The organism is Coleofasciculus sp. LEGE 07092 (assembly GCF_015207375.1).
Taxonomy (GTDB): domain Bacteria; phylum Cyanobacteriota; class Cyanobacteriia; order Cyanobacteriales; family Coleofasciculaceae; genus LEGE-07092.
Genome location: NZ_JADEWY010000008.1, coordinates 19,921 through 33,512, shown reverse-complemented (window position 1 = coordinate 33,512; position 13,592 = coordinate 19,921). Strand labels below are relative to the sequence as shown.

At 43.9% G+C, this 13,592-nt stretch carries 14 protein-coding genes; 11 read left to right on the top strand and 3 right to left on the bottom strand.

What is annotated here, in order from left to right; translation table 11 throughout:
* Positions 1-164 precede the first annotated feature (164 nt).
* A complete protein-coding gene (locus IQ257_RS03380; protein ID WP_193872043.1) occupies positions 165-2,135 on the top strand; it encodes a hypothetical protein in 1,971 nt (656 codons plus the stop codon).
* Positions 2,136-2,270: 135 nt separating this feature from the next.
* Positions 2,271-2,885 (top strand): DedA family protein, encoded by a 615-nt coding sequence (locus IQ257_RS03375; RefSeq protein ID WP_193872041.1) that lies wholly within the window; start codon positions 2,271-2,273, stop codon positions 2,883-2,885.
* Between the two features lie 117 nt (positions 2,886-3,002).
* Here IQ257_RS03375 and IQ257_RS03370 read toward each other — a convergent pair whose 3' ends face one another.
* On the bottom strand, positions 3,003-3,299 hold the full coding sequence (locus IQ257_RS03370; RefSeq protein WP_228060384.1) for a Uma2 family endonuclease: 297 nt from the start codon (positions 3,297-3,299) through the stop codon (positions 3,003-3,005).
* A 55-nt stretch (positions 3,300-3,354) separates the two neighbouring features.
* On the bottom strand, positions 3,355-3,837 hold the full coding sequence (locus tag IQ257_RS03365) for an ATP-binding protein (protein WP_322744165.1): 483 nt from the start codon (positions 3,835-3,837) through the stop codon (positions 3,355-3,357).
* Positions 3,838-4,021: 184 nt separating this feature from the next.
* Here IQ257_RS03365 and IQ257_RS03360 point away from each other — a divergent pair, with 184 nt between their 5' ends.
* Positions 4,022-5,038: a PP2C family protein-serine/threonine phosphatase gene (locus IQ257_RS03360; protein WP_193932926.1), complete on the top strand. Its 1,017-nt coding sequence runs from the start codon at positions 4,022-4,024 to the stop codon at positions 5,036-5,038.
* A 180-nt stretch (positions 5,039-5,218) separates the two neighbouring features.
* Here IQ257_RS03360 and IQ257_RS03355 read toward each other — a convergent pair whose 3' ends face one another.
* On the bottom strand, positions 5,219-5,545 hold the full coding sequence (locus tag IQ257_RS03355) for an STAS domain-containing protein (protein WP_193872039.1): 327 nt from the start codon (positions 5,543-5,545) through the stop codon (positions 5,219-5,221).
* Positions 5,546-6,052: 507 nt separating this feature from the next.
* On the opposite strand from IQ257_RS03355, the gene crtO reads away from it, so the two are divergent.
* From crtO to IQ257_RS03315, 8 genes are all read left to right on the top strand, one after another.
* A complete protein-coding gene (crtO, locus tag IQ257_RS03350) occupies positions 6,053-7,747 on the top strand; it encodes a beta-carotene ketolase CrtO (protein ID WP_193872037.1) in 1,695 nt (564 codons plus the stop codon).
* Positions 7,748-7,887: 140 nt separating this feature from the next.
* Complete coding sequence (locus tag IQ257_RS03345) at positions 7,888-8,979, top strand: saccharopine dehydrogenase family protein (RefSeq protein WP_193872036.1); 1,092 nt, start codon at positions 7,888-7,890, stop codon at positions 8,977-8,979.
* 791 nt (positions 8,980-9,770) lie between these two features.
* The gene (locus tag IQ257_RS03340; protein WP_193872034.1) at positions 9,771-10,325 is read left to right on the top strand and encodes a protoglobin domain-containing protein; all 555 of its coding nucleotides are present in this window, start codon (positions 9,771-9,773) and stop codon (positions 10,323-10,325) included.
* 164 nt (positions 10,326-10,489) lie between these two features.
* Entirely contained in the window at positions 10,490-10,861 is a 372-nt protein-coding gene (locus IQ257_RS03335; protein ID WP_193872032.1) for a roadblock/LC7 domain-containing protein, read from the top strand.
* Positions 10,862-11,098: 237 nt separating this feature from the next.
* Entirely contained in the window at positions 11,099-11,647 is a 549-nt protein-coding gene (locus IQ257_RS03330) for a GTP-binding protein (RefSeq protein WP_193872029.1), read from the top strand.
* Positions 11,648-11,949: 302 nt separating this feature from the next.
* The gene (locus IQ257_RS03325) at positions 11,950-12,435 is read left to right on the top strand and encodes a hypothetical protein (protein WP_193872028.1); all 486 of its coding nucleotides are present in this window, start codon (positions 11,950-11,952) and stop codon (positions 12,433-12,435) included.
* Between the two features lie 128 nt (positions 12,436-12,563).
* On the top strand, positions 12,564-12,932 hold the full coding sequence (locus IQ257_RS03320) for a roadblock/LC7 domain-containing protein (protein WP_193872027.1): 369 nt from the start codon (positions 12,564-12,566) through the stop codon (positions 12,930-12,932).
* A 156-nt stretch (positions 12,933-13,088) separates the two neighbouring features.
* Entirely contained in the window at positions 13,089-13,553 is a 465-nt protein-coding gene (locus tag IQ257_RS03315) for an AAA family ATPase (RefSeq protein WP_193872026.1), read from the top strand.
* Positions 13,554-13,592: the final 39 nt, after the last annotated feature.

The window sequence follows — 13,592 nt, the reverse complement described above, 5'->3', positions numbered from 1 at the left end:
TACTTGGCAGATAGTTTACTCGATTGCAGCGTTAAAAGCGATCGGGTAGCTACCGACATAAAGAAAAACTCAATACTACAAAGAAGAAGGGGAAACAGTCTAGAAGTTAACTGATTCCCCATTCCCTATTCCCTATTCCCTATTCCCCATTCCCCATTCCCTAAATGACTATTCCCATTATCATTGAAATTGCCCTTAGTTTAATTTTTATTTATTTGATTTTAAGTCTTCTCGCTTCTGAAATTCAAGAATTAATTGCTACGTTGCTCCAATGGAGAGCCGTTCATTTAAAAGAATCAATTGAAACTCTTTTAGCAGGAAATAATAAAAAACAAGACTTGAAATCGGTTAAAACTCTTGCCAACGAGCTCTATAAAAGTCCTCTAATCAAAACACTCAATCAAGAAGCTAAAGGATTTTTAGCCACTATTCCCCGACAGATTAATCACCTTTTAGGGTTTATCGTCCGCTTTGGACGGAAAAGTATGTTTGGCTATAAAAAACACAGCGGACCTTCCTACATCCCTTCACATTTCTTTGCCGCTAGTTTGCTAGAAAGCTTGAAATTACCAGAACTTCATCACCAGATTACTGCTCTCAACCTGCAATGGTTCGTACAAGAAAACGTGATAGTTAGAATTGCATCTATTTTACATGACCAAAGTCAATTGATCAACAGAATTACTCTAGACTTTAATTCTGAAAGTGAACTCATCGGCTATCTTAAAATTTTTACCCCCAAAAATGACTCTTCTAAACGAACTTTATTAATATTAAATGATTTCTATAAATTAAAGCACAATCTTAATAAAATTATTCTCAATTTCGAGAGTAATAAAGCAGATTTAGCTATAACTATTAATCGCATAGCCGATAATCTAGAACGATATTTTGAATTTTCTCAGACTTATCTACCTAAAATGCAGGTTGCACAACTCGATCGCTTAAACGGGGAAATTTTTGGTAGAAACCAAAACGAGCGATTATATGTGTTACAAGACTTGCAGTTAACTATTTTTGAACTAGTGGAAATAATTGAGTCATGTGGTGAAATTACCCAGCGTTGGCAAACCTATAAGAATGACAAACAGCTTACCGATCGAGAAGCTCCAATTGCAGCAACAAAAGAAGCTACCCAAAAAACCAAACAGTATCTTGAAGAATTGAAGCAAGATGTCGATCAATTCAAACCTGAACTGATGGCGACGGAAGTGCAAGATATCTGTAATGACATTGAAGCAATTCTCCAGCGAAGTCATTCGGCTTATGACTACAAATCAATCATCAACTTTATTCTAAATTTAGATGAGTCTCGACATTTAATTAAGGAAAAAATTATCAACACAATTAATACCATTATTGCTAGTTACGAAGAAAGATTTAATAATGAATATGAGGAAGTTTATAACCAATTTAAGCAGGATATTCAGCTAGAAAATACAGTGCAACTGCCTGTAGCCGCTAAAGAATTTATTTTAACGCTGGGTTGTATTGCCAATTTGCCAAATACTAAACTGATAGATGACTTAGAAAAATTGCTAAATCATGTTTTAGAATTGAATTTACCTAAATCTATCACAGAAAATCTGAGTATTCTGGCAGAACGAACGCAAAGCAATTTACAGGATGTTCGGGAGGATTTCCATCAATTTGAGCAGGAAGTAGCAACCTGGTTTGATCGTTCAATGGAACGTGCTAGCGGTGTTTACAAGCGAAATGCCAAATTGGTTGCGATCGCAATTGGTTGTACCGTTGCTGTGGCTGCCAATGCTGATACTTTATATATGGTGAGTCGGTTAACTAAAGACTCAGCCTTAAGGACTGTCGTTACTCAAACGGCGAATGACATCGCTGCCAGCGATACCCAATTAACGCCAGAAACTTTAGACAAGATTGATCGTGCTGTAGATAATCTATCTCTACCCATTGGTTGGAGTGAATTCAATCGTAGGCATCAACGCCAAAATCGGCAAATTCCTTGGGATGTGAGATACCTAGTCGGCTGGTTTTTAAGTGGTTTAGCCATTTCAATGGGCGCGTCATTTTGGTATGACATGTTGGGTAAAGTCATGGATGTCAGTAACGTTGGAAAAAAACCCAAACCTTCAAGAATACCTCCCCAGGATAGAGGGTAGGGCTTCTGATACTCTATTTATGCTTAAATTAATAGATTGGCTCTATCATCAAAATATCAAAAATTCAGCCTAGAGATAGGTTAATACAAGGTTGAATAACCGCACACTTGAGAGACTCCCGGTTCTAACTAAACAATGCTTGACTGGATAACCAACATCATGAATTCTTTAGGCTACCTGGGAATTCTGATGTTGATGTTTTTAGAAAATATTCTTCCTCCCATCCCCTCAGAGGTAGTGATGCCTCTGGCTGGCTTCACAGCCAAGCAGGGTGAGTTGAATTTAGTAGGGGTGATTGTTGCAGGGATGGTAGGTTCCGTGCTTGGTGCGTTACCCTGGTACTACATCGGCAAATATGTAGGCGACGAGCGCTTAAAGCGTTGGGCGAATAAATATGGTAAATGGCTAACCTTATCCAGTAAAGAGATTACTAGAGCAGATCGGTGGTTCGATAAACATGGTGACAAAACAGTACTTTTCTGTCGTTTCGTCCCAGGAATTCGCAGCTTGATCTCAGTTCCGGCAGGGCTGAGTGAGATGAATCTAAAGCCTTTTTTGCTGTACACGGCAATTGGTACGTTAGGGTGGACAAGTGTGTTGGCATCTGCCGGATATGCCTTGGGTGAGAATTATGACATTGTGAAGCAGTACATTCGTCCGATCTCTGCGATCGTATTTGTATTGCTGATTGTGGCGTTTGGGGTTTGGGTTCTGAAACGTAGAAAACGAAGAATAGGGAATAGGGAGTAGGGATTACTGTTTATTTGAGAGCCAGAAAAAGCGATCGCTCCTCACCATGAACTCTCTCGGCTTTCATCCTCACAAGAAGTCATCCTAGCCTGCGGGTAATAACCTATCCGCCATAACTCAATCTTTTAACTGACACAGTTGTACTTTCAATTCGCGCAGCATCCGACTGGTTCCCTCATCAATGGCTTTTTGCACGAGTTGGGGAATCATTTCGGTGATGAGTAGTTTAGGAAAGATGGGGCTGATAGACGACTGGGTATAGTTACCATTCTGAAGTAAGTAAATCCTAAGTTGGCGATCGCGATAGATCCACACTTCTGGAACCCGCAGGGCTTCGTAGGCGTCCAAGGTAGTCTTGGAAGTCACATCAGACTCAATGGCAAGATCAGGGGGTGGGTAAACCTCTAAGTCCATATCGGTGCAGCCTCGGACACGCCCTACACCCCAGTAAACTCTTGTTGTTCACGGCTCAACTAGAACTGCTATAGCATTTCACCACTAGCAAGCAGTTGCGATCATCATCCGTGCGTGTATAACTGAGCTTATCCGCAATTTTTTGTAAGATGAGTAAACCCCGTCCACCGCCAGCCTGTGCGTCTACCAAGGGAGGCGGACTCTGAAGCCGTTGCTCCAAATCAAAAGGCGGTCCTTGATCCCAGATGCGTATCTCCAGATATTCGGAGAATAGAGTAACTTCAATAGTAATGGGAATAGTGGTCGGTAAACCCTTATGGGCATAACGAACGGCGTTGGTATAGCCCTCCGCGAGCGCTAACTGGCACTGTAACCATACTTTTTTAGGAATGGATGGTACTCTGTGCTGATCGAACCATGACAAAACCTGATCTAGCGCATTGAGGTCGGAGGGAAAGTTTCGGGTAAATTTTTTAAGGTCGTTCAACTGCTCAAAGCCTTTCAAATCAACGACACCAAAGCCTGGTTTTAAATGCACCGATACTCTACTGTTGAAAAATCCAGTTTACCCTAGATTTAACCCTTGCTCTACGATTGACTGACTTACTTTGGGATCTTTATCACTTTCTTATGAAAGTACACTCAACTGCATCTAGTTGCCATCCTCGTTGTCAGCCAGTGCATCTGCAATCTTCTTGAGTGACTTGTACTACCTCAATGCCATGAACCAAATTCTAATTATTGATGATGACCCCGCCATTCAAATTTTGCTAAAACGAACCCTTCACAATCAGGGTTACGAGGTGTTTGTTGCCAGCAATGGCGAAGACGGTTTAGCACAAGCACGGCAGTTACGTCCGGCACTGGTCATTTGCGATTGGATTATGCCACGCATGAACGGTTTGGAGGTCTGTCGCCATGTTAAGGCAACACCCGAACTGTCAACAACCATGTTCATTCTGCTGACCTCTCTCGGCTCAATTGAGGATCGGGTAAAGGGGTTGGATGCAGGTGCGGATGACTTTGTATGCAAACCTATCGAAATGGCGGAGTTGCAAGCACGAGTGCGGTCTGGCTTGAGACTGCATCAACTCAGTCGCGATTTGCAGCACCAAAAGCACCTATTAGAGATGGAATTAGCTGAAGCTGCCGAATATGTCCGTTCTATCCTTCCAGACCGGATGACCGAACCGCCGGTTACTATCGACGCCCGATTCATTCCTTCTCGGCAACTGGGGGGCGATGGCTTTGATTATTACTGGCTTGATTCAGACCATTTAGCGATTTACCTGTTGGATGCGGCTGGACATGGCTTGCGAGCTGCATTGCCCACGCTTTCAGTGATCAATCTGCTCAAGTCCCGCGCCTTGCCTAATATCAATTACTACCAACCCAGCGATGTTTTGCGAGGGCTAAACCACACCTTCCAAATGACTCAGCGTAACGATAAGTACTTTACTCTTTGGTACGGAGTTTACAATCGCCTCAATCGCCAACTCACTTACGCCAGCGCTGGACATCCACCAGCTATATTGTTCTGTGGTACACCCTCTTCCTACACGGATGCGAAGCTTCTCAAGACAGCAGGACTACCCGTCGGTATGTTCCTAGAAGCAGATTATGTTGATGCTTGCTGTGATGTGACCCAATCAAGTACCCTCTACGTCTTCAGCGATGGGATTTATGAAATTAACCAACCGGATGGCTCGATCTGGGGACTAGAGCCTTCATACCCTTAGCCTCAGAAATGGGAGCGATCGCTCTCGTAAGGCATTAGCTATTGCACTACGGGACGTACTCCAAAATTAAACTGACCTTTTATTTGTCCCTAACTCATCGCCCAAGTTCTCCGTTCTAGACCATTCTGAGGCTTGTGGGTAGGGTATAGGGTATAGATTCTGTAGGTAGCACCCTTAAAATTAGCTGGCAGACACTACAGATTCTTCAAAATCTGCTCGAGTTGGAAAGATTTCAAAAACCCGATCCATGCTCGTTAGTTCAAATAACATTTTGATTTGTTCGTTGACTGAGCAAACAAAGAGCTTGCCACCAGCAGCACGAACGGTTTTCAGTGCTAAGACAAGGGCTCCCAATCCGGAACTATCCATAAAAGTAACATCTTGGAAATCAATCAATACGATATCGACATTAGATTTCACAAGGTCACTAATCTCTTGACGAAATTGACCGGCTTTTGTGCCATCTAAGATGCCAGAGGGTTGAACAATTTTAACCACAGGACTCATATACCACTTAAGACTGCTTTTACAAGAATATCCAGACTTTGCCAGTATAGCTGCGACAACTCAATTCATCCAGAGCAGCTAGACTCTAGTGCTTTGTAGAATGCAGGGTTCAGGAAATTTTATAACCTCATCAAAACTATACCCTAGCCTGTTGAGGTAACCCAAAAACTTGCGGCTTTCCCTGAACTAGCTACCAGCGTTGGTCAAGGATAGGGTTTATCTCAAATTTTGCTCGAGATACTCTAGTCCTTACCGAAGAAAACCGTATCGCTCCGGATTGTTTCGGTAGGTCTATTCAATGTACCTCATTGCTAAAAGAGTATACCTGAACTGAAGCTCACTTGATGTAACCGCACACCCTGTAAGACTTGAGAAATGGAGCAACGCTGAGACTGTCGCCTCTGACAAATATTGCCTGCACGCTACCATATACTTCCCATGATAGACTAGCAAAGCTTTTCGATTTCTTAAAATCAAGAAATTATCACGAATGCAAGCATTTCGTTCATGGAATCTTATGATGTCGCGATCATTGGCGCAGGTCACAACGGACTAGTCTGTGCCGCCTATCTGCTCAAAGCCGGGTATACCGTACTGCTACTAGAGGCGCGTTCTGTCCCAGGCGGTGCCGCAACGACGGAGGAAGCCTTGCCAGAGGCAGCTCCGGGATTTAAGTTTAATCTGTGTGCCATCGACCACGAATTCATTCACCTCGGACCAGTAGTCGAGGAATTAGAACTACATCACTATGGGTTAGAGTATCTGTTCTGCGATCCCGTTGTTTTCTGTCCCCATCCTGACGGCAAGTACTTTTTGGCTCATCGTTCGGTAGAGCAAACCTGTGCTGAAATTGCCCGCTACAGCGATCGCGATGCCAAAAAATATGCAGAATTTACGGACTACTGGCAGCGGGTGACTCAAGCAATTGCTCCCATGTTTAATGCGCCGCCCAAGTCAATCATTGATATTGCAGGCAACTACGGCTGGACAAACCTTAAAGACCTCTTATCCGTAATCGGCGGTGTTGACAAAACCCTAGACTGGGTACGCGATATGCTAACCAGTCCCAAGGAGATCCTTGAGGAGTGGTTTGATTCGGAGTTCCTCAAAGCCCCACTCGCCCGACTCGCATCAGAACTGGGAGCGCCCCCTTCCCAAAAAACTATTGCCATTGGTGCAATGATGATGTCACTGCGCCACAATCCCGGCATGGCTCGACCCCGTGGCGGCACAGGCGCACTCACCCAAGCTCTATTAAATTTGGTGAAGAGTAAGGGCGGAGTTGTTTTGTGCGACCAGCCCGTTAAGCAGGTTTTAGTGGATGACGGTCGGGCTGTGGGGGTGAGAGTTGCCAATGGTAAAGAGTATCGCGTCAACAAAGGCGTAATTTCCAATATTGACGCCAAACGCTTATTCCTCCAACTCGTTGACTCAGCAGATATCGATTCAGCCGATCCTAAACTGCGCGATAGAGTAGAGCGGCGTACTGCCAACAATAACGAAACAATTCTTAAAATTGATTGTGCTCTGTCAGAGGTGCCGCGCTTTGAGGCTTATGACCACAAAGACGAGTATCTAGTGGGTTCAGTATTAATTGCTGACTCGGTAGCCCATGTAGAACAGGCACACTCCTTAGCCGAAATAGGACAAATTCCCGACTCTAACCCCTCCATGTATCTGGATGTACCAACGGTGCTAGACCCGTCCATGGCTCCAGAAGGCAAGCACACCCTGTGGATTGAGTTCTTTGCCCCCTATCAGATTGCCGGGGCTGAGGGGACGGGTTTGAATGGTACGGGTTGGACGGATGAATTGAAAAATAAGGTGGCAGATCGGGTAATTGACAAATTGGCAGATTATGCCCCCAATGTCAAAAAGGCAATTATCGCCCGTCGCGTAGAAAGCCCAGCCGAATTAGGCGCACGCTTGGGTGCCTATAAGGGAAACTACTACCACCTCGATATGACCCTCGATCAGATGATGTTCTTCCGCCCTTTACCGGAACTGGCTAATTACAAGACACCCATTGAAGGGTTATTTCTCACAGGTGCCGGAACCCATCCCGGCGGTTCCATTTCTGGAATGCCGGGACGCAATTGTGCGCGGGTGTTTCTGAAGCATCAGCAGCCGTTCAATGAAAGACTTAAGGAAGCTAGCAATTTCCTAAAGTCGAGGATAGAGTGGGTCTTTAAGGAGTCTTGATCCAAAAAGTGTCAACGCCCGCTTAACCTATTCTTTCAGTAACATCAATCCTTCCGCAGAGCAAATGTCTCCCTAGCTGCCGATGATTTAAACAAGGTAAACGTGATGCAATAAGTACAGAATGTTACTAATGTAGGACGATGACAGACCGGGTTTTAATTCTGGGAGGACAGGGACGAATTGGCAGCAGTGTAGCACAAGACCTGATTGCCCACACGCAGGCGCAAATTACTGTAACGGGGCGTCAGGTGAAACCAGAAGCTGCTGTCAGCCAAAAGGCACAGCCCCAAGTGGAGTTTTTAGCCTTGGATTTAGCTGATCACGAGGGGTTGAGAAGAGCGATCGCTTCTCACAACTTAGTTATCCATTGTGCCGGTCCATTTCTCTACCGCGACACTAGTGTCCTGAAAAGTTGCATCGAAGAAGGTGTCAATTATCTAGATGTCAGCGACAATCGCTCTTTCACCCGAAAAGCGCTAGCCTGTAGTGAAGCAGCAGCGGCGGCTGATGTTACCGCCATTGTCAATACTGGCATTTTTCCGGGCATTTCCAATAGCATGGTGCGCCATGATGTTGAACAACTCGATGAGGCAGAACGAATTCATCTGAGTTATGTGGTAGCGGGTTCTGGCGGTGCTGGAGTCACAGTGATGCGAACTACCTTTCTGGGGTTACAAGAGCCGTTTGAGGCTTGGACTGATAACCAGTGGCAATTGGTGAAGCCCTATAGCGATCGCGAAACCATTCAATTTCCTGCTCCCTATGGCAAAGTTGGAGTTTACTGGTTTGATATGCCAGAAGCTTTTACCCTGGTAGACTCTTTCCCGGTAAAAACCGTCATTACTAAATTTGGTTCGGCTCCTGATTTTTACAATCATCTCACCTGGATTGCCGCCCATATATTTCCCTCATCCTGGATCAAAAATCCTAAGGGTGTGGAGTTTTTGTCTCAAGTTAGCCACCAGATGACTCAAGTGAGCGATCGCTTCAGCGGTATTGGTGTTGCCATTCGCTCAGAAGTGAAGGGTCAAAAAGAGGGAAAACCTATTACAGTCTGCTCGACCTTAGTACATGAAAATACGGCTGTAGCGGCTGGTGCTGGTACGGGTAGTATTGCTCAGTTAATACTGACAGATCAACTTCACCAACCAGGTGTCTGCCCCGTGGAACAAGCACTTTCTACTGAGTTATTTGAACAAACGATGCAAAGCCGAGGCATTCAGATTCATTAGACTTCTTGCAGTTCCCTTATAAAGCATTAATACAATCATAATTTAACTAATCTTTATCAAAATATACGAAATTACAGATGTCGCTAAACTAATTCACTGAAAAAATTATCCGGATTTAACCCCTAACGCCTGGAAAAGGTTAATTAGCAGGGCTTCTATGTCTATAGCAGTTTTTGGTTAAATACTCTTGCAGGTTTCCTCCTTGTTCTAAAACTGAGATGCGTTGTATTTCATCCAAAAGATAACGGCTATAGAAACGAAAAAGGCTTATAAAGACAGAGGTCATGACAGAGTAACAAAGGGATGAAGAATACCTTCCCTGGGTTTGGAGACCCCTAACACCTCTTTTCAAACTAAAAATAGCTGAACAGGTAAGCATCAGCAAATGAGCTGCCCACTCTAGTAAGTTCTAGGAAATGGGTTAGTTGAGTTTGACCTACCTGCTTGGTGCAATTTGGCAGAAATCAACCGCTAGTTTGATTAAGTTAGTCAGTGCTTTGACTCAATTCAGGCAGCGTATTGGTGACAGAACCTCCGGATTTAATTCCTAACTGATGAAAAAGTTAGGGGATAAACCTTTTAGAAGTAGAAACGGTTGCAAAAAAAATAATATTCTGATTCTTTAATTAAATAAAAATCAGGATATTAAGATGATCCGATTGCAAAGTATTTGTGAAGAATTTAGAAATAAATTCATCAACTCTACATCAAAAAAATGGACATCGTTGAGATTAAATTGCTACAACTAAAAGGGGAAATCACCATTCATTTAACACCAACAGGAGATAGAAATGGCATTAAATGCCCATGAATTCATGAGTACGATGGAAAAGCGCATTGCTTTTACAGGCGAAGACAAAACTCTTCTTAAAGAGAACGCTGATTGGGGCAAAGAAATTGCCTCAGAAATGGCAGACCATTTCTATGATTATTTAGGTCGTGACGCAGAAATGAGTGCCATTATTAATGCCAAAGAAGGGCGGATTCATCGTCTACGTGAAACCTTCGTTCAATGGTTTTACGAAATGTTTACGGGCATGGATGAATGGGGAAATGCTTACGCTGATCGCCGTTGGCGAATTGGTCTAGTTCATGTACAAATTGGTATCGGACCTCAACACGTTGTCCCAGCAATGGCAATCGTCGTTAATGCGGTGGGTCAAAAGCTAAAAGCGTCTGGTAAAGATGAAGCATTGCGGGATGCTCTCGGTCGGATTTGCATGATTGATTTAGCTTTCATTGAGCAAGCTTATGTTGAAGTGAGTTCGGCAGCAGTTCTCAAAGAAACGGGCTGGACGGAAGGTTTGTTCCGGCGTTTGATTGCCACTGGCGCAAATTCTATGTAACTTGAGAGTTTTCCGTTCCAAGGTATACGAGTTGTAGCAATCCTATTTGATGGGCAACCTTTTGTTTCCACAGGGAACCTGATACTGACAACTCCAGTTGGTTCCTTATTTAGGATTGTTATAACTCCATCGCAATCTGTAAAAATTTCAGCAGGAGTACAACAATGGCTATCAATTCTGAAAAACTGGGGTATATCCTCAAAAACTTTGTGACGGCAACCGGTGATGTTGAGGGTGCAGCTATGGTTACGCCCGATGGTTTACCGCTAGCTTCTAGCTTGCCCGGAGGCATGGATGATGAGCGGGTTTCCGCTATGTCTGCTGCTATGCTGTCATTGGGTGAACGAATTGGCAAAGAACTCTCTCGAGGTGGCATTGATCGCATCTATGTTGAGGGTGATCAAGGCTTTAGCATTTTGACAAGTTGTGGTGAGGATGCTGTCTTCTTAGTGTTGGCGACTAAAGAGGCAAAGCAGGGAGTTCTGATGTTAGAAATCAAACGGACGCTCACAGAACTAAAGTCAGCTATAGGCTAGTCAAGTCGAAAAATTTCCAGGAGCAGGCAGTTAGGTTCTAGCCCTCCTGGTTATTGGATCTTGAACTAAGCTAGGCGATAAGTTGCTGTACATCTAACCTGTATAACCTAGCTGAAGCGAAAATAAAACTCTTCCTCTCAGATAAAAAAATTGCAGATTAAGTGTTTCAGCTTACCGCCCTACCTTCAATCATTAACAGCTCAATCAGTTGGGTAGGTTTTTGCGGAGAAAAAGTCCATGGAAAGTCTGCGTATCGTTGTAACAGGAACTGTCGGAGCTGGCAAGTCTACCTTTGTGCGGACAGCTAGTGAAATTGATGTAGTAGAAGTAGAACGTCGTGCCACAGATAAAATCTCTTCATTTAAGGAAACAACCACGGTTGCTTTTGATTTTGGGAAACTCGTTCTGGGTGCCAATATGGATTTGCACATCTACGGTACTCCCGGTCAATCTCGCTTTGATTTCATGTGGGATATTTTAATCAAGGGAGCTGATGCTTATATTCTATTAGTCGCTGCCAATCAACCTAGTGGTTTTTCCTACGCCCACGAAATTTTTTCGTTTATGAAAGAGCGAGTACAAGTCCCGATGATTGTGGGTTTGACTCATACGGACTGTGCAGAAGCATTAGCTTCAGAAGAGATTTTGGTAGCCTTGGGCTTAGTAAATGATAAAAATTGCCCCCCCATTCTCACCGTTAATCCTCATGTTAAAACCTCGGTCGTTGAAGCTTTAAAAGTTTTGCTCAAGCTAACTGATAAATCTGAGGTAACAGATAAATTCTGATTCAATACTGAATGGAATGAGCTGGAACAAGTTTTAAATTCAAAAAAGCTTGCTATTTATTAAATGACCGAAGCATTAACCATGCTAGTCGGTTATTTTTTTATAAATCAATAAACAAGAATAGATTTTCTTAACAAAATCATTTCAAAAAAAGCAGACAGTAGCAGATAATAACTACTAAAATAGTAATAGAGAATTAGACCTAGGATTGTATCTACTAATAGCGAATTTTCCAGGGAATTATTGTCAGATTTATTCCCATTCAGTCCATTCAGATTAACCCCTAAAGAGAGGTAAATTCTATGTCAATAGCACAAAATGCATTGCGTCACGAACTAGGAAATTTTAGTAGCGTTGTTTGCACGAAAGCGATCGTTACTGGTGTTGAAGAAGCTCTCGGAGAAAAAGCCGCCGCGATCGCTCTGATTTCAGCGGGACGCCAGCGTGGTAAAAGCTTGGCTGAAGAGCTTGGCTTAGTTGGCAAGGGTGAGGGAGTTGCCCTGACAGACGTGGCATCAAAAGTTAACGATATCATCGGTAAAGACGGGACTCGTTTGTGCATTGTGGATAAAGTCGAGCAAGAAGGCGAGTTGTACAAAGTCTATACGCGAGAAACCATTTGCTCGGCTGGTGAAGAAGAAGGTTCATCCCGTCAGTGTACCTACACTATGGGAGCCATTCAGGGATTCTTAGAAGCCTTTTTCGGTAAGCGCTTGCGGGGAACACAAACTGAATCTGTCTTGCGCGGTGGCACTCACGACGTTCTTCAATACAGTGTTATGGGGTAAGTAAATTAACACGAACAACCCCTATCGCACAGTCTTAAGAGGGCTATTCATCACTCAATTTCAGGTTGCTTCTACCGAATCAATTCTAATCGCTTCGTATTATTTGAAATTGAAACGGGAGTACAGCAATGGCTATCAATACCCAAAAACTAGGACATATCCTCAAAACCTTCGTATCAGGAACCAGTGATGTTGAAGGTGCTGCAATGGTGACACCCGATGGTTTACCTTTAGCATCTAGCCTGCCCGGAGGCATGGATGATGAGCGTGTATCGGCGATGTCTGCCGCTATGCTATCGTTGGGTGAGCGGATTGGGACAGAACTCGTCCGAGGTGGCATCGATCGCATCTATGTTGAGGGTCATCAAGGTTTTAGTATTTTGACCAGTTGTGGTGAGGATGCTGTCTTCCTTGTCCTGGCTACTAAAGAAGCCAAGCAAGGGGTCTTAATGTTAGAAATTAAACGGACACTGGGCGAATTAAAACTGGCACTGTAGTCATTTCAGGTGTAAATTACCCCGATAATCAAAGGTTCCCTTATTATCAAACATCCGCTGCTGTAAATTGGTAGGGGAATCTTTGATTTTAGTTATTAGGAGTAGGGAGTAGGCTTTTGCCGTGAGCGTCAGTCGAACGGGAGTAGGGAGTAATAAATGGCTGGAGAGATATCAAGATACGAACTGCACTTTCACGGTTTAGTACAAGATGCAATAGCCGTTGACCCTAGCAAAGTTAAGCAGATTCTTCAGGGGAATGTAACCCAACCCACATTCGCCCATCATCTTCCTTCTGATCTTACTGACTTTATCGGTCGTCAAGCCGAATTGGATAGGGTGGCGGCTCAACTGCGACAAGCAACCCTCGGACAAGAAAAAACGCCCCTGATTTCTGTAGTAACGGGTGCGGCAGGTGTGGGTAAATCTGCTCTGGCGCTTCATGTTGCCCATCAATTAAAGCCAGATTTTCCCGATGCTCAACTCTACGTTAACCTCCGGGGTACGGAAGGTCAGCCCTTGGAACCATTGGAGGTGCTGGCTGGTTTTTTAAGCTACACCCAGACTTACCAAAGTCTAAACGAGTCGCAGAATGGTTACACTCTCTCAAAGGACAGGAGTTAGATACATCTCCCAAAACTGGGAAGCTTCAACCTCGCCGTC